The sequence below is a fragment of the Phytopseudomonas daroniae genome, from assembly GCF_004327275.1.
Lineage (GTDB): Bacteria > Pseudomonadota > Gammaproteobacteria > Pseudomonadales > Pseudomonadaceae > Aquipseudomonas > Aquipseudomonas daroniae.
The window spans coordinates 129,453-148,124 of the sequence record NZ_QJUJ01000013.1 but is presented as its reverse complement, the minus strand read 5'-3'; the positions used below and the strand labels follow the sequence as shown (position 1 = coordinate 148,124).

The 18,672-nt window shown below is 60.9% G+C and carries 14 protein-coding genes and 2 tRNA genes; 5 read left to right on the top strand and 11 right to left on the bottom strand.

Annotated elements, in window-relative coordinates; all coding sequences use genetic code 11:
* Window positions 1–336 precede the first annotated feature (336 nt).
* Window positions 337–1,245 carry a LysR family transcriptional regulator gene (locus DNK10_RS23775; protein ID WP_131193252.1) on the bottom strand — a complete coding sequence of 303 codons (909 nt, stop codon included), beginning with the start codon at window positions 1,243–1,245 and terminating at the stop codon, window positions 337–339.
* A 178-nt stretch (window positions 1,246–1,423) separates the two neighbouring features.
* Here DNK10_RS23775 and DNK10_RS23770 point away from each other — a divergent pair, with 178 nt between their 5' ends.
* A complete protein-coding gene (locus DNK10_RS23770; RefSeq protein WP_244216312.1) occupies window positions 1,424–2,452 on the top strand; it encodes an SDR family oxidoreductase in 1,029 nt (342 codons plus the stop codon).
* Between the two features lie 22 nt (window positions 2,453–2,474).
* Window positions 2,475–3,812: an NTP/NDP exchange transporter gene (locus DNK10_RS23765; RefSeq protein WP_131181167.1), complete on the top strand. Its 1,338-nt coding sequence runs from the start codon at window positions 2,475–2,477 to the stop codon at window positions 3,810–3,812.
* Window positions 3,813–4,613: 801 nt separating this feature from the next.
* On the opposite strand, the gene DNK10_RS23760 is transcribed toward DNK10_RS23765, so the two are convergent.
* The 4 genes from DNK10_RS23760 to rimO all read right to left on the bottom strand — a co-directional run bounded on the left by DNK10_RS23760 (window position 4,614) and on the right by rimO (window position 7,409).
* Window positions 4,614–5,273 (bottom strand): DUF4145 domain-containing protein, encoded by a 660-nt coding sequence (locus DNK10_RS23760; protein ID WP_131193250.1) that lies wholly within the window; start codon window positions 5,271–5,273, stop codon window positions 4,614–4,616.
* A gap of 77 nt (window positions 5,274–5,350) precedes the next feature.
* Window positions 5,351–5,674 carry a hypothetical protein gene (locus DNK10_RS23755; RefSeq protein WP_131193249.1) on the bottom strand — a complete coding sequence of 108 codons (324 nt, stop codon included), beginning with the start codon at window positions 5,672–5,674 and terminating at the stop codon, window positions 5,351–5,353.
* Between the two features lie 139 nt (window positions 5,675–5,813).
* Window positions 5,814–5,975 carry a DUF2986 domain-containing protein gene (locus DNK10_RS23750; RefSeq protein ID WP_131193248.1) on the bottom strand — a complete coding sequence of 54 codons (162 nt, stop codon included), beginning with the start codon at window positions 5,973–5,975 and terminating at the stop codon, window positions 5,814–5,816.
* A gap of 108 nt (window positions 5,976–6,083) precedes the next feature.
* Window positions 6,084–7,409: a 30S ribosomal protein S12 methylthiotransferase RimO gene (gene rimO, locus DNK10_RS23745; RefSeq protein ID WP_131193247.1), complete on the bottom strand. Its 1,326-nt coding sequence runs from the start codon at window positions 7,407–7,409 to the stop codon at window positions 6,084–6,086.
* A 501-nt stretch (window positions 7,410–7,910) separates the two neighbouring features.
* Between rimO and DNK10_RS23740 the strand changes: the two genes are divergently transcribed.
* Complete coding sequence (locus tag DNK10_RS23740; protein ID WP_131193246.1) at window positions 7,911–9,974, top strand: TonB-dependent receptor; 2,064 nt, start codon at window positions 7,911–7,913, stop codon at window positions 9,972–9,974.
* 320 nt (window positions 9,975–10,294) lie between these two features.
* A complete protein-coding gene (locus DNK10_RS23735) occupies window positions 10,295–11,635 on the top strand; it encodes a short-chain fatty acid transporter (protein ID WP_131181158.1) in 1,341 nt (446 codons plus the stop codon).
* 40 nt (window positions 11,636–11,675) lie between these two features.
* On the opposite strand, the gene DNK10_RS23730 is transcribed toward DNK10_RS23735, so the two are convergent.
* From DNK10_RS23730 to DNK10_RS23715, 4 genes are all read right to left on the bottom strand, one after another.
* Complete coding sequence (locus DNK10_RS23730) at window positions 11,676–12,944, bottom strand: virulence factor family protein (protein ID WP_131193245.1); 1,269 nt, start codon at window positions 12,942–12,944, stop codon at window positions 11,676–11,678.
* Complete coding sequence (gene mprF, locus DNK10_RS23725) at window positions 12,944–15,574, bottom strand: bifunctional lysylphosphatidylglycerol flippase/synthetase MprF (protein WP_131193244.1); 2,631 nt, start codon at window positions 15,572–15,574, stop codon at window positions 12,944–12,946. Before mprF ends, DNK10_RS23730 begins: the two co-directional genes overlap by 1 nt.
* Window positions 15,575–15,802: 228 nt before the next feature.
* Window positions 15,803–15,879: transfer RNA gene (locus tag DNK10_RS23720), tRNA-Met, on the bottom strand.
* Between the two features lie 121 nt (window positions 15,880–16,000).
* A tRNA-Met gene (locus DNK10_RS23715) sits at window positions 16,001–16,077 on the bottom strand.
* Between the two features lie 275 nt (window positions 16,078–16,352).
* On the opposite strand from DNK10_RS23715, the gene dinB reads away from it, so the two are divergent.
* Entirely contained in the window at window positions 16,353–17,423 is a 1,071-nt protein-coding gene (dinB, locus tag DNK10_RS23710; RefSeq protein ID WP_131193243.1) for a DNA polymerase IV, read from the top strand.
* Window positions 17,424–17,743: 320 nt separating this feature from the next.
* Here the strand turns inward: dinB and DNK10_RS23705 are convergent, their stop codons facing one another.
* Window positions 17,744–18,145, bottom strand: a complete 402-nt coding sequence (locus tag DNK10_RS23705; protein ID WP_131193242.1) for an META domain-containing protein — start codon at window positions 18,143–18,145, stop codon at window positions 17,744–17,746.
* Window positions 18,145–18,582, bottom strand: a complete 438-nt coding sequence (locus DNK10_RS23700; protein WP_131181155.1) for a hypothetical protein — start codon at window positions 18,580–18,582, stop codon at window positions 18,145–18,147. The genes DNK10_RS23705 and DNK10_RS23700 overlap by 1 nt, the downstream gene beginning before the upstream one ends.
* Window positions 18,583–18,672 lie beyond the last annotated feature (90 nt).

The following is an 18,672-nucleotide window of genomic DNA, read 5'->3' as shown; positions in this document are numbered from 1 at the left end:
CCGTTTGCCGGCCGATGGTGGCTGATGGGGTGGGGGATCGGGGGCGCGTAATCGTCGTGTTATGCACCCAAGCATGCTTATCCAAAACTGGCTGGAAAACGCGTCGTCTGCTCACCGCTATGTGGAGGAGCAAGACTGTATGGGCGAACGCAGCCCGCAGGATGGGTTAGGCACTACCGAGTAGCTGAGCATCGACCGGTTAGTAGCTGCGCTGTAACCCATCATCGTCGCAACGCCGAATATCGTCTGATGGGTTACACGGTGCTCCAAGAGAGGAAGTGCCCGTACCTGCCATGCGAGGCGCCGCTAACCTGCGTGGCCCGACCCATCCTACGTCTACGATGCCGTAGCCTGGGTTTCAGCCTTGAGAAAATCCACGAATGCCCTGAGCGGCGAAGGCACGTGCCGGCGGTCGTTGTAATACAGGTAAGGGCCATCGAATGCCTGCCACCAGTCTTCCAATACCGGCAACAGCGCTCCCTGGTCAATCAGTGGCCTGAGATATTCCTCGAAGGTGTAGACGATCCCCACGCCTTCGACCGCAGCTTGCATTTTCAGATCGGTAGAGGACGTGATGAGCGGCCCCTGCGGCGGAACGCGCACGATGGCGCCGTCTTTTTCGAATTCCCACACGCCCAGCTTACCGCTCTCGAAACGATGACCGATCAGGCGATGGTTGAGCAGGTCGCGAGGATGCAGCGGCGTGCCGTTTTTCTCCAGATAACCGGACGATGCCACTGCCACGAAGCGCTGTCGACGAGGGCCGATGGGCACCGCGATCATGTCCTTGGCGACACTTTCCTCGTAGCGCACCCCTGCGTCGTAGCCGGCAGCGATGACATCGATGAAGGTGTTGTCCATCGCCACTTCGACACTCACTCCGGGATAGCGCTCGAGGAAAGTGGGGATCAGGTGAGGCAGTACGAAGCGCGCGACTGGAACCGGTACGTTGAGGCGCAGGGTGCCAACCGGGCGTAGCGCGTTGTCATCGAGGTCGTTGAAGGCCGCGCCTATTTCCTCGAGGGCAGGGCGCAGCCGTTCCAGCAGGCGAGCGCCTACTTCCGTCGGAAACACGCTACGGGTCGTGCGGTTGAGCAGCCTGATGCCCAGGTCGCTTTCCAGTCGGCGCACGCAATCGCTGATGGATGAGGCGGACATGCCACGCTTCTGCGCCGCCACCCGGAAGCCGCCGGCCTCCACGACCGCTGCAAACAGTGCGACATCCGTCAGGTTGGGCTGGCGCATGGCCGTGCTCCTGGGAGGAAAAGCAGATTGTACGACTGGGCGTACACAGCGTCCATTTCAATACGGCTTATCGGCGGTAATCCAAGGGTGAACAATGCCTCACGTCGGCGTACCGCTTTGCAGCGGTTCGTCAGGTCACTACCCGCGTGAGGATCCACCAATGATTAATACCCTACCGATGCAACCCATACCTGCCACCCGCTCGGCGTGGCGCAATGCGCTGGCTACGCTTGGCCTGGCATTGAGCTGTGTGCTCGAAGCCGGAAGCGCCGTGGCGCAAAGCCTGCCCAAGCCGGACTGGAGCCTGACGGATATGCCTTCGCAGAGTGGGCGTATCTTCCTGGTCACCGGCGGCACCAGCGGCATGGGCTATGAAGATGCCAAGGCCCTGGCGGCGGCCGGCGCCGAGGTGGTGATTGCCGCACGCAATCCAGAGCGCGGCAAGGAAGCCATTGCCCGCATCAAACAGGAAGTTCGTGGTGCCCAAGTGCAGTTCGAGGCGGTCGATCTGGCCGACCTGGCATCGGTCAAGGCGCTGGGCGAACGTCTCAACGCAACCTTGCCGCGCCTCGATGGCCTGATCAACAACGCGGCGGTCATGGCACCGCCAGAACGTGCCACCTCGGCAGATGGCTTCGAGCTGCAACTGGCCACCAATTACCTGGGACACTTTGCCCTGACCGGCCATGTGTTGCCGCTGCTGCGCAAGAGCGACTCCGCTCGGGTGGTGACGCTGGCCAGCATCGCGGTCGCGCGCGGCAGCATCAACTTCGCGGATCTGCAATCCGAGCAGGCCTACAACCCTTACTCGTCCTATGCCCAGTCCAAGCTGGCCGGCCTGATGTGGGCCTTCGAGCTGCAACGCCGCAGCGAGGCGCAAGGTTGGGGGATCCAGAGCATTGCCGCGCACCCTGGTGTTGCCGTGACCGAACTGATCGAGCGCGGCCCAGGACTGGACAGCGACTTCGGACGTAACTGGGCCAAGGATCGCGAACGCTACCATTCCGCTGCCCAAGGGGCATTGCCGACCCTGTACGCAGCCACTGCTCCCGACGCGCAGGGCGGTGCCTACTACGGGCCGATCGGCGAGGAAGAAAAGCGCGGGCCGCTGGGGCTGGCCAGCGTGCCTGCCGCGGCGCAGGACGCAGCGGCAGCGGCTCGCCTGTGGACGGTTGCCGAGCAGTTGACCGGTGTCAGCTACCCCTGAGCCTCGCGGCAGGAGCGTCATCATGCTGTCAGCAACCCTGGTGCGGCGCCTCGGCGTCGCCATCAACGCCGAACGCCACGAGCTGAGTCCCGCGCTTGCGGGGTTCGCCCTGTTTTTCTGCCTGTTCTCCGGCTATTTCATGTTACGGCCCATTCGCGAGTCGATGGGCATCATGGCCGGTATCGAGAACCTGCAATGGCTGTTCACCGCCACCTTCGTGGTCATGCTGGTGGCCGTGCCGTTGTTCGCCTGGCTCAGCTCGCGGGTGCCACGTATTCACTTCGTCGACTGGGTCTACGGGTTCTTCTGCCTGAACCTGTTGGCATTCGCCGGGCTGTTTCAGCTCAGCGATGAAAACGTCTGGCTGGCGCGAGTGTTCTACGTGTGGATCTCGGTCTACAACCTGTTCGTGGTCTCGGTGGCCTGGAGCCTGATGGCCGATGTGTTCGACGGGCGTCAGGCCAAGCGGCTGTTCGCGTTCATCGCCGCCGGCGCCAGTGTCGGCGGCCTGGTCGGACCGGCGATGAGTGCGCTGCTGGTCGGGATGGTCGGCCAGTCCGGGCTGATGCTGTTGGCGGCTGTGCTACTGGGCATCGCCCTGGCGCTCAAGGCACCGCTGATGCGCTGGCGGGAAGTCGGTGGCGCCGGCAGACCAGGCGCCGCACCGACGGAGAGCACCCGCAAGCCCGTGACAGGCAACCCGTTCAGCGGCCTGACTCGGGTCATGCAATCCCCTTACCTGTTGGCGATCGCCGGGTTCGTCGTGCTGCTCGCGACCGTGACGACCTTTCTGTACTTCGAGCAGGCACGCCTGGTGGCCGAGCGCTTTCCTGATCGCGAGTCACAGATCAGGGTGTTCGGCATCATCGATGTGATCGTGCAGGCCGGCGCCTTGCTGTCGCAGTTGTTCATCACCGGACGTATCGCGCAGAAGATGGGCGTGCGCATGCTGCTGGCGATCGTGCCGGTGCTGGTCTGCGTGGGCTTTATCGGTCTCGCCCTGGCACCGACGTTCGCCATGCTGGCGGCGCTGATGATCGTCAGGCGCATTGGTGAGTACGCCTTTGTCAGGCCTGGACGGGAAATGCTCTTCGCGCCGCTGGACGCTGAGAGCAAATACAAGGCGAAGGGCTTTATCGACACGGTCGTCTATCGGGCCGGCGATGCGATCAGCGGCTGGGTGAAGAGTGGTCTGGACATGCTCGGCCAGGGCGCGGTGCTGGTGGCGCTGACAGGGGCCGTCTGCGCATTGGTCTGGGGAGCACTCGGCTGGTACCTGGGTAGGCAGGCCGACGAGCTGAGCAAGCGCGCGACACCTGGAGTGAAAGAGGGCTCCGAGGTGGCGCTTGCCGGGAGGTAGAGTCGCTACGCTATGCGTGGGTGGTAACAAGAAGGCATAAGCGGCCTGTCTTAGGGTGGACGACGCTTCATCTACGCGGCCCGACCCGTCCACCGCTCTACCATCGTAATGGTGGATAAAAAGAGCGTTGTCCACCCTACGTCTGCTCCCGCCACCTTCCTGCCTCTCACCGGCCAACTCCTGTACCCGATTGCAAAATCGGATGCCTGCATTTTGGGCTTGTAGGATGGGTGAAACCCATCAATTGCCGATGGGTTTTACCCATCCTACGACTGGGCACTAACGCCTTCTTCTTGCCTCTCACAATGTCTGGCACCCGATCTTGAGCGAGTAGGGTGGATGACGCCGTTTCCATCCACCATTGCGATACTCGCTTTCGAAAACCCTTGTCTGGCTTGCGGTGTTTGAAACAATGGTGGACAAGCTTCGCGTTGTCCACCCTACACATCCGGGCTACTTGTTTTTGGGAGTACTCGTTTTTTTCTACGCAATTCTCTTTTTGTGCCTTCAAGGTGCTCGACGACTGCCAAACAGACGGCTTTGTATAGAATTGTTTTTGGCACAAGATAATTATCAAATGCGAGGGCTCCAATTTTGTGAAGCGAAGAGTCGTCAAGCTGCATGAGCTTTTCAGCCGCTTCAGGTTTGCCATACGCAATAAGCTGAGGGGCTATGTCGACGGGTCGAAAGGTGACTTTGGATTCCATGTCTTTGTATTTGCCTAACGTTTGTTTAAGGGGCGGGCTTTAGCCCGTCCCGAGTGAGCGAAGCGAACGGCTTTGAACCAGTTGTTAGGCTTGCTTACGACAATGTTGATGCAACAAATCTTTCGATTTCATTAATCATTGAGTGCACGTCGTCCTTGTTGAATTCCTCTGTTTTTCCGTGTGCGGCACTATTGCGTATACCGGCTAAGGCAGTTATCCGCTTTTGGATAAGGTTATTATATACGCCTTGTTTTGTGAGGTCTGCGTTCATTTTGTCGAGCTTGCCGAAAGGTAAGCCATTGTCGCTGCACATGTTTCTGAGTGTTGTTTCTAGAACCATTCCAGCAATGACCGCAGCCGCTGCTGCATACCCTGAGCTTAAAAGCTCCTTTGCTTGATCTAGCTCATTATCAAATACTTCCGCCAGAACCAGATTTCTAACTGAGTTCAAATAGCCCCCTTCGAAATCTTCTTTGGCGGCCATAAAAACAGCTTTCATTTGCTGCAATATGGTGTGGCTGCTAGTAAAGGAGCTAGCTTTGCCTGCCTCTATAAAGGCCGTGAAGTGTTGGGAGTCTTCTCCGCAAAGATTTGATAGTAGGTTCTTAACTTTGACCTGCCAGTTCAGAATGAGATTGTCATCAATATGGTCGTAGCTTCCAGAGTATTCGCTATGCCTGCGCTGCTTTGTTGCTTCAATTGATATGACTTGCGACTCTAGCTCGGAGAATCTTCTTTCAAAAAGCTTCGTCATTCCTCAATTTCCCTTTGCGAGCCTAACGTTTGGTTAAGGGGCGGGCTTTAGCCCCTCCCAGCGAGCGACTTGAACCACTAGTTAGGGAGCAACTCGCACACGAAATGTGCACTACCTTTTTCCGAGGCTAGGTGCCCCGCCCTGAACGGGCATTTTTCCCGGTGATACTGTTTCTTTAAATTTTTCAAATTCGTCATGTTTTTTCTGATCGTGCTTTTTTCTTTTTTTGTGTTTCTTTCTTTACTTCTAGATTTCGCAATTTTAGATAGAGTCTCACTTGCCTTTTTCTCGCGAGCTTCTATTTGAGCTAAAGCCTCCTCAAAGGTAATGTTATTTTCCGCTGCCAGTTTCGTCGCGCGCTCACGCCGTTTGAAATTGCGGTATGCAGACATCTTGCTCATGGCAGTACCCTGAAGCTGTCCCTAACGTTTGGTGGGCTTTAGCCCGTCCCGGGAAGCAGTATGACGCATTAGCCACAGGCGTAACCCTCCGTTCCTGTTGAACGAGGGATTACGCTTCGCCAACCCATCCTGCGAGTAGTCAGCTCTCAGGCAAAACGGTTGGCGCCTCAGCCGCCTCATTGGCAAGTTTCAGTCTGTCAGCCTTGCAGATGTATTTGGGCTTGTTCTTCGGCGCCAGTTTGGCATTGGCTTTTTTGGTGTGGGCCTCTAACAGCTGTTTTATCTTCTTGCGGCGATTCATGGTCTACCTGCCTTGAGGCCAGGGGGCTGATACAAAAACGCCCATTGAACCGGGCTGACGCGACGCGTCACTCCCGATCCAATGGGCGACCTTCGTGAAGAAAGGGACTTAAACCCGCTCAGCCCACATATCGTATTCATCGGCATCGACGATACGCACGCGCACTTTGTCGCCCGGCTGGAAGTCGGTGCCTTCGATAAATACGCTGCCGTCGATTTCCGGGGCATCGGCCCAGGAGCGAGCCACGGCGCCCTGGTCGTCGACTTCATCGATCAGTACGTCCATTTCGCGACCGATCTTCATCTGCAGGCGCGCGGTGCTGATGGCCTGCTGGTGGGCCATGAAGCGATCCCAGCGATCCTGTTTGACGTCATCCGGAACGATGTCCACGTCCAGATCGTTGGCCGGCGCGCCTTCCACCGGCGAGTACTGGAAGCAGCCGACGCGGTCGAGCTGGGCCTCGCTCAGCCAGTCGAGCAGGTACTGGAAGTCTTCTTCGGTTTCGCCGGGGAAGCCGACGATGAAGGTTGAGCGGATGGTCAGATCCGGGCACTGCTCGCGCCAGGATTTGATGCGCGCCAGGGTGCGATCTTCGAAGGCCGGGCGCTTCATCAATTTGAGTACGCGCGGGCTGGCGTGCTGGAAGGGGATGTCCAGGTAGGGAAGAATCTTGCCGGCCGCCATCAGCGGGATGATGTCGTCGACATTGGGGTACGGGTACACGTAGTGCAGGCGCACCCACACGCCCATGCTGGAAAGCGCTTCGCAGAGCTCTTTCATGCGCGTCTTGACCGGTTGGCCGTTCCAGAAGTCGGTCTTGTACTTGAGGTCGACACCGTAGGCGCTGGTGTCCTGGCTGATCACCAGCAGCTCCTTGACGCCGGCCTTGACCAGGCGCTCGGCCTCGCCCAGCACGTCGCCCACCGGGCGGCTGACCAGTTTGCCGCGCATCGACGGAATGATGCAGAAGCTGCAGCTGTGGTTACAGCCTTCGGAAATCTTCAGGTAGGCATAGTGGCGCGGGGTGAGTTTGATGCCCTGTGGCGGTACCAGGTCGATCAACGGATTGTGATCCTGGCGCGGCGGCACCACTTCGTGAACGGCGTTGACCACCTGCTCGTATTGCTGCGGGCCGGTGACCGACAGCACGCTGGGGTGCACATCACGGATGCTGCCTTCCTCGACGCCCATGCAGCCGGTGACGATGACCTTGCCGTTCTCCTTGATCGCTTCACCGATCACGTCCAGCGACTCGGCCTTGGCGCTGTCGATGAAGCCGCAGGTGTTGACCACCACCACGTCGGCGTCCTGGTAGGTCGGCACCACTTCATAACCTTCCATGCGCAACTGGGTGAGGATGCGTTCGGAATCCACCAAGGCTTTCGGGCAGCCAAGGGAGACAAACCCTACTTTCGGGGTGGCGGTGGTGGTCATGCGGGCGAACCTCAGGCTGGGATGATGCGGGCGCTTGGGCGCCTCTGATCAAAAAGTGCGCAATTCTAGCGGCGTGTGCGCGACTTTTCCAGCATTGCCGACGCAGAGGCAGGCAGCTTTTTCGCCGTTGTTGTGATGAGTGGCGTACCGGCCTGGTGGGCCGCTCGTGGGGCCGAGCTCGCATGAGCGCAATTGCCGCATGGTTGGCCATCGCGTCCAGCCATTGCTTCGCTGGCAAGCGCTTTTGGTCAGGGCCATTTCTAAAATATTACTAATGTTATAATGTATCAATTCGGTTCGATATGAATCGGCTGTCTGCTGCTCGGAGCTGTACGTAACGCCAGGGGAGGTTCCGCGCGTTTCCCGTACAGATCCACCTCGCTTTCATACACGTCGGCGCGCTGATCCGCTGTCTTCGTCGCGTGTATGTGCCGGGGCACCTACGCCGGCTCTTGCACATCGACTCGCCTGCCCAACAACCGAATCAACATGGAGGTCTTCATGATCCATCGTCACCCACTCGCTTGGGCCGTTGCCGTGGCCCTGCTGCCCGGTGGGCCGCTGCTTGCCGCCGAGGGTAAGCAAACAGTGCAACTCGGCACGTCCGTCGTCAGTGCCAGTGCCTTGAACAGCACTCAGAACGAAATGATCAACCCCGCCGAGGTACTTCAGGGGGAGGAACTGATCCAGCGCCGCGATTCGACCCTGGGAGAAACGCTCAACGGCTTGCCGGGCGTGCATTCCAGTAGTTTTGGTGCTGGCGCCAGCCGCCCTGTGATTCGCGGCCTGGACGGTGCCCGGGTGAAGGTGCTCAGCGATGGCGTGGAAACTCTCGATGCTTCGACCATCAGCCCGGATCATGCGGTGACCAGCGATCCGCTGTTCGCCGAGCGCATCGAGGTGCTCAAGGGGCCGGCGACGCTGCTGTATGGGGGCGGCGCGATCGGCGGTGTGGTCAATGTGCTGGACAAGAAGATCCCTACCCAGGTGCCGGAGAAGGGCTACGAGGGGGATCTCGAGCTGCGTGCCAACACGGTGGCCAACCAGGGCGCCGGGATGTTCGGCATTACCGCCGGTACGGGCAACTTCGCCCTGCGCGCCGAAGGTAGCAAGCGCCAGGATGACGAGTACCGGATTCCCGGCTCGCCCGGCAGGCAGGAGGGGTCGTACAACGACACCGACAGCTACAGCTTGGGCGCCAGCTTCATCGGTGAGCGTGGCTTCCTGGGCGTGGCTTACAGTGAGCAGAATCTGCGCTACGGGCTGCTCGGCCACGAGCACGCCGACTGCCATACCCATGGCCCCAGGGATTGGCACTGCAGCAGTCATGAGCATGACGATCACGATGACGACGACGATCATGACGATCATGATCACGATGATGAGCACGACCATGATCATGCCGGCGTCCCCTACATCAAGATGAAGCAGAAGCGCTGGGATCTGCGTGGCGAGCTCAACGAGCCGTTGCCGGGCTTCGAGCTGGCCAAGCTGCGTGTCGGCCACAGCAACTATACCCATGACGAGATCGAAGGCAGCGAAGTGGGCACTTCGTTCAAGAACGATGCCACCGATGCGCGCCTCGAACTGACCCACGAACCGCTGTTCGGCTGGCGCGGCGTGGTGGGTGGGCAGACCTCGCGTCGTGACTTCGAAGCATCGGGCGAGGAGGCCTACGTACCACCGACCCTGACCCGCAACCACGCGCTGTTCCTGCTCGAGGAATACAACCTGGGCGACTGGCGCTATGAACTGGGCTTGCGCCACGAGTGGCAGGACATCGATGCGCAAGGCGAGAAGAACACCCGCCATCGCGGCACCTCGGTGTCCGCCGGCGCGGTCTGGACATTCGCTGCCGACTACTCGCTGGGTTTCTCCCTGTCGCGTTCCCAGCGTCTGCCGACAGCCGAGGAACTCTATGCCAACGGCCCTCATGCGGCCACTCGCACCGTGGAGTTGGGTAACGTCGACCTCGACGAGGAAACGTCGCACAACGCCGAGCTGACCCTGCGCAAATTCGCCGGGCGTACCACCTTCACCTTCAGCCTGTTCCGCAACCAGGTGGATGATTTCATCTATGCCGCGGATACCGGTCATGACGTGGGCGGCGGTTTCCGCGAGATCGAGTACCGCCAGCAGGACGCCGTGCTGACCGGCGCCGAGGGTTCGTTGACCTACGCGCTCAGTACCACTACCGATGTGACGCTGTTCGGTGATCACGTACGCGGCAAGCTGAAGCGGGGCGGCGATCTGCCACGCATCCCGGCGGATCGCCTGGGCGTGCGCCTGGATCAGGCCTTCAGCGAGGCGCTCAGTGGGCAGCTGGAGTTGTATCGCGTGCAGCGCCAGGGCGACATCGCTGCCTACGAAACCGACACCTCGGGCTACAACATGCTCGGTGCGGGCCTCAGCTACCGTGGCTCGCTGGACGCTACGGACTATCAGCTGTTCGTCAAGGGCAACAACCTGCTCGACGAGCGGGCACGCAACCACAGCTCGTTCATCAAGGATGACGTGCTGTTGCCCGGGCGCAATTTGACGCTGGGCGTGCGCTTGAGCTTCTAGATACAGGCTCTGATGCGGATCGTTCAGTGGGGCGATCCGCATCAACTTCCATGCATTCAGGCTTCGCCCGCAGGGCGCTTCTTTGCCATGGCCAATGATGCCGGGGGTCATAAAGCCTGCTTGGCTATCGTGGAGGGGATCGGGTTCTCATGGAGGCGGCTGGCGGTTACGGGCGAGCCTCAATAAGGCACTACGGCACAGCGCTCGTTCGGTGCCGTGCAGATGCGAAACGTTGCCGTCTTGGCGTATATGGCATAGGTCTGGGGCCTTTGCTAACCTGCTGTGCACCCATAATAAAAGTATAAAAAGAGGGACACCCCTTGTTCGCCAAGATCACTTCGCTCTGCGTCAATCTGGTGCAGCGCTACCTGCCTTCACCCTTCGTTTTCGCCATGCTGCTGACCCTTATCGTACTGGTGCTTGGCATCTTCGCCACGGGCCAGAGTCTGCCGCAGATGGCCCAGCACTGGGGGAGCGGTTTCTGGAATCTGCTGACCTTCACCATGCAGATGGCTCTGGTGCTGGTGACAGGCCATGCATTGGCCAATGCGCCGCCAGTCAGTCGACTGCTGGATCGGCTGGCCAGTATTCCCAACTCGCCAGGGCAGGCCATCGTCTTCGTGACCCTGGTGGCGATGGCGGCTTCCTGGATCAACTGGGGCTTCGGGCTGGTGGTCGGGGCGGTATTCGCCCGGGCGCTGGCGCGCCAGGTTCAGGGCGTGCATTACCCACTGCTGGTGGCGGCGGCCTATTCCGGTTTTCTGGTCTGGCATGGCGGGTTGTCGGGTTCCATCCCGCTGTCGCTGGCGACCGGTGGTGCCGATCTGGAGCGCATCAGCGGGGGCGTTCTGACAGCAGCCATCGGTGTTGAACACACGCTGTTCACCACGCTCAACCTGACCATCATCGCCTTGCTGGTGATCGGCGCACCGCTGCTCAATCGCGCGATGATGCCCAGCACGCCAACGGTGGCTGCGCCGGAGCTGCTCATCGATCCGCCGCCACCGGTCATCCCTCGCGAGACCGGCGCTCAGCGGCTGGACGACAGTCGCATTCTCGGGCTGTTGATCGTAGCGCTGGCGGCCATCTATTTCGTCTACCACTTCGCCACCAACGGTTTTGGCCTGACCCTGAACCTGGTGATCGGCATGTTCCTGTTCGCCGGCCTGCTGTTGCACGGCTCGCCGGAGCGCTACGGGCGCGCTGTTCAGGAAAGCGTGGGTGGCATCAGCGGGATCATCATCCAGTTTCCGTTCTATGCCGGGATCATGGGGATGATGGTCGGTGCCAACGCCGGAGGGGAACCGTTGGGCAAGCTGATCAGCGATCTGTTCATCGACTGGTCATCGCCGGAGACCTTTCCGTTGTTCACTTTTCTCAGTGCCGGGCTGCTGAACATGTTCATTCCCTCCGGCGGCGGCCAGTGGGCGGTGCAGGGGCCGATCATGCTGCCAGCGGGCGAAGTGCTTGGCGTGGCACCGGAAATCACCGCTATGGCCATCGCCTGGGGCGATGCCTGGACGAACATGATTCAGCCGTTCTGGGCCTTGCCGCTGCTGGCCATCGCCGGGTTGGGCGCGCGGGACATCATGGGTTACTGCCTGATCATGCTGCTCTATTCGGGTGTGGTGATCGCTGGAGCGTTCTATTTTCTGGTCTGAGTGCGGGAACTGCAGCCGGATTGAACCGGCTGCAGGAGCCTCACTGCGCAGCCTTCTGGCGTTTCTGGATCGCTGCGATGAGCCGCTGGGCCAGCGCCGGGTAATCCTTGTCGTAGTGGTGCCCACCAGGTAGTTTCAGGTTTTCACCGATGGCTTCGGCCTGGGTGCAGCCGCTTTCGGGCGCTTCTTCCGTGCCGTAGACGCACAGCACCTTGTCAGCCGGTAACTGGGCCAGTTCGGGGCCGGTGGCCATTTCGCTGGCGTCTTTGCCGAGCCAGCCCTGGACGCGGATCTCGAAGGTGCCGCTGCGTGCCAGGGCCAGCAGCAACACGGCGTCGACCTGGTTTTTGTCGCTGTCCGGCAGACGGTTGTAGAGCGCCGGCATCACGTCGGCGCCGAAGGAGTAGCCGATCAGCACGAAGCGTTTGGCGTGCCATTTCTCGCGGTACTCGCGCATCAGCTCGGAGAGATCGCTGGCAGCTTGCTCCGGGCTCTTGCGCTGCCAGAAGTAACGCAGAGTGTCGACGCCGACTACCGGGTAGCCGCGCTCGGCCATCTGTTCGGCCACTGCCCGATCCAGGTCACGCCAGCCGCCATCGCCGGAGTAGAACAGGCTCACTGTATCGCCTGACTGGGCAGCCGGTACTTCGACTACTGGCAGCGCATCGCCGGTGCCTTGCAGTAGGCGTCGCAACTGGGTGATCAGCAGAGCCTTGGGCGCGGTCTGGTAGTCGCCGATCAGAGTATTGGCGTTGGCCTGCTGGCGTACGAAGCGAGCGCTGGCGTCATCCGGATTGTCGTTCCACACGGTCAGCCAGTGACCGTGAGCACTGCTCGCCGGGGGAGGGGTCTCGCAATCGGGCCTGGTGAGAGAGAAACCGATCGACAGGGCCTGGGCCTTGTCATCGTTCTGAGCGGCGAGCCAGCGCCAGGCGAGCATGGCGGTGTTGTCGCTGCCAGCGAGCAGGTTCAGCGGGCCGTCCATCTGTGCAGTGGCTTCTTCCAGACGTTTGGCCTGGGCCTCACAGCTCTGCGGTGTGGCTTGGTACTGACCGATCATGGCGTGATTGGATTGCGCCAGCTCCAACAGCTCGGCATCGCTTAGTTGCTGGTCGGTGGGCAGGGCCAGGAGCACGCGACGCTGCGCCGTATCGCCCGGTGTAGCGAGCATCAGGTCACCGCCGGAGGGTAATGGATGGCGCGTCAGGCTGGCTTCGGCTGGCGGCCGCAGCGAGTAGTAGAGGCCGCCAGCGAGCAGCAGAAGCAATAGGGTCAGGATCGGTAACAGGCGTTTGGCAGTGCGGGTCATCAGCGTTTCACCAGTCCGGTAAAACCACCGGCGATCAGCGCGGCGGTATCGGTAAGCGCCACCAGCGGGTCGAGCCCAGCCGGTACGGCCATGTAGCGGGGTTCCCAGTCCGGCTGGAACTTGTCCTTGAAGCGACGCAGGCCCTGGAAGTTGTAGAACGCCTCGCCGCGCTGGAACACCAGGGCGCCAAGACGCTGGGCCAGCGGCGCGCCGCGACGTGGCTGCAGGCCGGAGAGCGGCACCATGCCAAGGCTGAAGCGGGCGAAGCCGGCTGCCTTGAAATGCAGGATCAGGCCGAGCATGAGAAATTCCATGGTCAGCTTTGGCGCATCCGGCAGTACGCGCATCAGGTCGAGTGTGGCGAGGTCGCGGTTGTCGGTTTCCAGCAGGTTGGCGAAGGCCACTGCACGACCTTCGACTCGTGCGACGACGATTCGGAAGTGGCGCAGGTAGGAGGGGTCGAAACGACCGAGGGAAAAGCCTTTCTCGCGCATCTGCTTGCCGTTCAGCCAGGCGTCGGAGATGCCGCGCAATTCGTCGAGAGGCGCTGCGCCGGGCTCGAAGAACTCCAGCGCCAGGCCATCGCGCTGCCCGCGGTTCCAGGTGTAGCGCAGATCCTTCATGGTCTTGCCGGTGCTTTCCAGGTCGAAGCGCTTCAGGTCGACTCGGGCCTCCTCGCCCAGCTTGATGGCGGTCAGGCCGATATCCATATACAGCGGCAGGTTCTCGGCGCGTACCTGATAGAACACCGGGCGGGTGTGGTGGCGGTCGCACAGGTCGCGAAACTGCCAGACCAGTTCGGCACGCCGCTGCGACGTACCGATCGGGTCGAACAGGGCGACCATGCTACGGGCACGGCGTGAGTACATCAGAAAGGCATCGCCCTCCGGGTGCACCAGCAGCGCTTTGTCGCCGGTCAGTGCCAGGCCGCCATCGGCCTGATCGGATGCCTTGACGATACGCGCGGCGCGATCCAGCTCTTCGCGATCCGGCAGGGTCACGGCCGGTGGGGCGGCGCGCAGCAGCCAGGCGAGAAACGCCAGGCCAAGCAGTAGCACGCAGCCGAGCGCGGCGCGTAAACCACGCGGCGCATCGGCGTTCACCGCGAACTGCCACCAGAGCTGATGTTCGTAGGGCACATCCTGATAGGCGAAAAGAAGCAGCCAGATGGATGCACCGAGCACGCAGGCGCTGGCCGCCAGGTGCCAGGGCGAGAAGGGCAGTTCCATGATCCGGCTGGGACGGTAGAAGTAAGGGCGGAACAAGGCCAGCAAGCCAGCGGTGATACTCAGCAGCAGCGCTTCTTCCCAGTCGAAACCCTTGAGCAGCGACAGCACTGCGCCGGTGATCAGCAGCCCCAGGGTCAACGCCCAGGCGGCGGAGAGACGGCGGCGCAACCCTTGGGCGAGTAGCAGGCAGAGCAGGCCGATCAGGCTGGCGCCGAAATGCGAGGCATCGATCAGCCGGTGCGGAATGAGGAAGTCGAGAATTTCCAGGCGCTCGTCCAGGCTTGGTGTGGCGCCGGAGAACAGCAACACCATGCCGGAGATGAACACCAGCAGGGCCAGAACCGGCGCGGCCAGACCGCTGGCTGCACGGATGGCCTGGCGTGCATCGACCAGCCGGCGCAACTCGATGGCCAGTAACAGCAGGCACGCCACCAGCAACGGCAGCACGATATAGATGAGGCGATAGAGCAGTAGCGCCGCCGCCAAGGGCGCTGCACCAAGCCCGTTGGCGAAGGCAGCCAGCATGACGGCCTCGAATACGCCCACGCCGCCTGGCACGTGGCTGAGTACGCCGGCAGCCAGGGCCAGCAGGTAGACGAGTAGAAAGGTGGTGAAGGGCGGCGCTTCGGGAAGCAGCAGGTACAACACTCCGGCAGCGGCGCTGACATCCACCAGGGTGATCAGTACCTGAAGCAGCGTCAGGCGTGTATCGGGCAAACGCAGCAAGTATTTGTGCAGGCGTACTGTCACGCAATCCGGTGCCGGCCGTTCCGCGAGGCGGGCTCGCTGCAGGGCCAGAAGCAGCGCGCTGCCGAGTGCCAGAAGCACCAGGCAGAGGGCGACCAATATCGGTTGCGGCAGGCGCAGAGCGGCGGCTGCCGCGCTCGGATCCGCCAGGGCGGCAAGTGCGGCGAGCAGGGGGAGGGCGCAGCCCAGGGATAGGCTGGCGAACAGCGTCATGCGCGCCACCTCGCCGGCACCGATGCCGTGGCGAGCATAGAGGCGATAGCGGATCGAACCGCCGGAAAGCATCGACAGGCCGACCGCATTGCCGATGGCGAAGGCGCAGAAACCGCCGGTGGCCAGTGTGCGTGCCGGCAGGCTGACGGCTGCGTAGCGGCTGGCCGACCACTCATAACCGAGCAGGGCGATGAACCCCAGAACAGTCAGGCCAATGGCGCCGAACAGATTCGCAGTTGGTACTGCCAGCAGGGATTCATGCAGGGTGCTGGGATCGAGTTCATCGAGCAGATGCCGACAGGCGAGCAGCGCAATGACGAACAACAGCAAGGCCGCACTCAGCCCCAATGGCTGGCGGTAACGATCCAGGCGCTGTCGCCATTGCAGGAGGCGGGAGTTAGGCAGAGACGGTGTGACAGGAGCGTCGGAGCTGGCGCGCATCGGATACCTCTTGGGTAGTGCGGCTCAGATTGGAGTGCGGAAGCCAAGTTCCTTTATGTGACAAATAATGTATGGGTGCAGGCGAGCTGCTTCAAGGTGCCTGTGCTTGACGCCATGAAGGAGATGATAGGGCGTCAGGCTCGGTGCGCCGGGAGCGCGCCGGCCTTTTCAGACGCCCATAAAACGAAAGCCCCGACAGCTAAGCTGTCAGGGCTTTCGTTTCGAAGGTGGTTGCGGGAGCCGGATTTGAACCGACGACCTTCGGGTTATGAGCCCGACGAGCTACCAGACTGCTCCATCCCGCGCCGGCAATTCTATATAAAAACGAACCTCTGTCAATCGATTTATGCTTTTCAATCAATTAGTTAAATCGACAGACCGAGAAAAACAAAAAGGCCACTCGATTGAGTGGCCTTTTTGAGTATCTGGTTGCGGGAGCCGGATTTGAACCGACGACCTTCGGGTTATGAGCCCGACGAGCTACCAGACTGCTCCATCCCGCGGTCGCCATTCTATTCATCTGAGGCATGCTGTCAACGCTTATATTGGAAAAAACTGTTTTCCGTTCAGATAGTTAGCATCGGTCGATGAGCGCCTTTGACGAGCCAGCCCCTGCCATGCGGGCCTTTCAGGCGGTTTATGGCGTCAGGGCGAACGGCCTTCATGAGCGATAAACGTGGAGAGCCGGGCTGGAAGCCTGTTCTTATATACAGTAAGGTGCCTGTCCTATCCTTGCTCGACCGCATCCGCGATCGGGCAGCTCTCTCGTTTCAGGTTTATGGCGCAGCGAAAGATCATCCATATCGACTGTGACGCCTTCTACGCCTCTGTCGAAATACGCGACAACCCGGCCCTGGCCGACAGGCCTATGGCGGTGGGTGGGGCGGCGGATCGTCGTGGGGTGATCGCCACCTGCAACTACGAGGCGCGCGCCTATGGGGTGCGCTCGGCCATGGCCTCGGGGCATGCGCTCAAGTTGTGCCCGGATCTGTTGATCGTCAAACCGCGCTTCGATGTGTACCGTGCCGTCTCCCGGGACATTCACACGATCTTTCGCGATTACACCGATCAGATCGAGCCATTGTCCCTGGATGAGGCCTTTCTCGACGTTTCCGCCTGCAACCACTTCGGCGGCAGCGCCACGCGTATCGCGCAGGACATTCGCCGGCGCGTATCCAGCGACCTGCATATCACCGTGTCGGCTGGCGTGGCACCGAACAAGTTCCTGGCCAAGATCGCCAGTGACTGGCGCAAGCCCAATGGACTGTTCGTGATCACTCCGGATCAGGTCGCGGACTTCGTCGCCGCGCTGCCCGTCAGCAAGCTGCACGGTGTGGGCAAGGTGACTGCGGACAAGCTGGCGCGCCTCGGCGTGCGCACCTGCAGCGATTTGCGCGAATGGAACAAGCTGCGGCTGGTACGCGAGTTCGGCAGTTTCGGCGAACGGTTGTGGAGCCTGGCCCATGGTATCGATGAGCGTGTGGTGCAGACGGACAGCCGACGTCAGTCGATGAGCGTGGAAAACACCTACGATCAGGATCTGCCGGATCTAGAGGCCTGCCTGGCGCAATTGCCGGCCCTGTTGGAGGAGCTGGAACGGCGCATGACTCGTCTGGACGGTAGTTATCGGGCAGGCAAACCCTTCGTCAAGGTCAAGTTCCACGACTTTACCCAGACAACCCTGGAGCAGACCGGCGCGGCCCGTGATCTGGAAAGCTACCGGATCCTGATGACCAACGCCCATTCACGCGGTAATCGACCTGTGCGGTTGCTGGGCGTGGGTGTGCGCTTGCAGGATTTGCGTGGCAAGCATGAGCAGTTGGACTTGTTCACGCCGCGTGAGCCATAAGTAGTAAAGCGGCGCCAGACGTAATCAGGTGATATCGGCGGCAGTGTTGCGGGCGATGGGTGGTTTGCCGCCGGTTACGCTGGAAGGCCGCTACCGCATCGCCGGCAAGCCGGCTCCTACGAGGTGATGGTTCGGGAGCGAAATTGCCAGGTGATGCATTTTGTAGGAGCCCGCTTGCGGGCGATTGGTGGTTTCCCTGCCGATCACGATGGATGAACACTGTTCGCATCGCCCGCAAGGCTAGGCGCATTGTCAGGTACATAGTGCAATCGGCTGGATAAAGACACTTGCTCCTGCAGTCGCGAATTCGATCCCTGCCGTTACTCGTCAGGCCACAGCCGGATCGGTTTGCCACTGGCCGGCCATAGGCGCAGTTGCTCTATCGGCGAGATATCCCAGCGTTCGATGGTATTCAGGCTTTGCAGGAAGCGACTTTCCTGTTCCATCAGCGCCGGGGCGCACAGTTTGCGGGTGCTTCCGGCTTCGCTGAAGGTCAGCTTGTCATCATCGCGTGTATAGCTTGCGAACCAGTGATTGCAGCCGGCGTTGCCGTAAGCACGGCCATCTTCGCCAAGCGTGATGGTCAGGTGGCTGCTGTCGATCAGCGGGCGTTCGCCAATCCATTCAACGCGGTAAACGCGTTCGGTTTCCAGTTGCACCGGCTTGCCAGCGCAGCCAGCCAGGGTTGCAGTCAGCAAGCCCAGGACGAGAAGCGGTTTCATCAAATCTCCTTTTTCAGGCACGTGGGGCACAGGTGTCTGCCCTCCTGTTTGCGCCAGCCGAGTTCTGCGATGCGTGCATCGGCGGCTGGCGCCTGGGCTTTCTTGCCCAGAGCACTATCGACCGCGAACTCGAAGTCGAGTTGCTTGCCGCAACCGTCACAGGCGACCTGCCAGTTGAAGATCGACAGCTCGGTAAAAGCCGGCCCGTGCGCGACGGCGACCCATTGGCCGGGCGGATTGATCAGGTGACGAACCTTGTCGACTTGCAGGCGCATGCTCAGATCGCGGCTGCCCTTGAGGCTGACCACCAGGGTGTCGTTGCTCTTGATCGAGCCGCCGTTGCCGGTGACCTGATAACGGCCAGGAGCCAGGGCGCGGCATTCGATCAGGGTGTGTTCGGGGTTGAGCAGGTTGTAGCGGAAATCGTGTTCGGCCATGGTTCCTCCGGGTGAGGAGGGCATTCTACATGGCCTTCTCATGCTGGACTTCCTTGAAAGTGCAGCGTGCCCCATACGGCGTGGATACGG

What these genes read in the sequence shown, in the direction of transcription:
- DNK10_RS23775 (WP_131193252.1), bottom strand. Translation starts at nt 1,245, where the DNA reads ATGCGCCAGCCCAACCTGACGGATGTCGCACTGTTTGCAGCGGTCGTG.
- DNK10_RS23770 (WP_244216312.1), top strand. Translation starts at nt 1,424, where the DNA reads ATGCAACCCATACCTGCCACCCGCTCGGCGTGGCGCAATGCGCTGGCT.
- DNK10_RS23765 (WP_131181167.1), top strand. Translation starts at nt 2,475, where the DNA reads ATGCTGTCAGCAACCCTGGTGCGGCGCCTCGGCGTCGCCATCAACGCC.
- DNK10_RS23760 (WP_131193250.1), bottom strand. Translation starts at nt 5,273, where the DNA reads ATGACGAAGCTTTTTGAAAGAAGATTCTCCGAGCTAGAGTCGCAAGTC.
- DNK10_RS23755 (WP_131193249.1), bottom strand. Translation starts at nt 5,674, where the DNA reads ATGAGCAAGATGTCTGCATACCGCAATTTCAAACGGCGTGAGCGCGCG.
- DNK10_RS23750 (WP_131193248.1), bottom strand. Translation starts at nt 5,975, where the DNA reads ATGAATCGCCGCAAGAAGATAAAACAGCTGTTAGAGGCCCACACCAAA.
- rimO (WP_131193247.1), bottom strand. Translation starts at nt 7,409, where the DNA reads ATGACCACCACCGCCACCCCGAAAGTAGGGTTTGTCTCCCTTGGCTGC.
- DNK10_RS23740 (WP_131193246.1), top strand. Translation starts at nt 7,911, where the DNA reads ATGATCCATCGTCACCCACTCGCTTGGGCCGTTGCCGTGGCCCTGCTG.
- DNK10_RS23730 (WP_131193245.1), bottom strand. Translation starts at nt 12,944, where the DNA reads ATGACCCGCACTGCCAAACGCCTGTTACCGATCCTGACCCTATTGCTT.
- mprF (WP_131193244.1), bottom strand. Translation starts at nt 15,574, where the DNA reads ATGCGCGCCAGCTCCGACGCTCCTGTCACACCGTCTCTGCCTAACTCC.
- dinB (WP_131193243.1), top strand. Translation starts at nt 16,353, where the DNA reads ATGGCGCAGCGAAAGATCATCCATATCGACTGTGACGCCTTCTACGCC.
- DNK10_RS23705 (WP_131193242.1), bottom strand. Translation starts at nt 18,145, where the DNA reads ATGAAACCGCTTCTCGTCCTGGGCTTGCTGACTGCAACCCTGGCTGGC.
- DNK10_RS23700 (WP_131181155.1), bottom strand. Translation starts at nt 18,582, where the DNA reads ATGGCCGAACACGATTTCCGCTACAACCTGCTCAACCCCGAACACACC.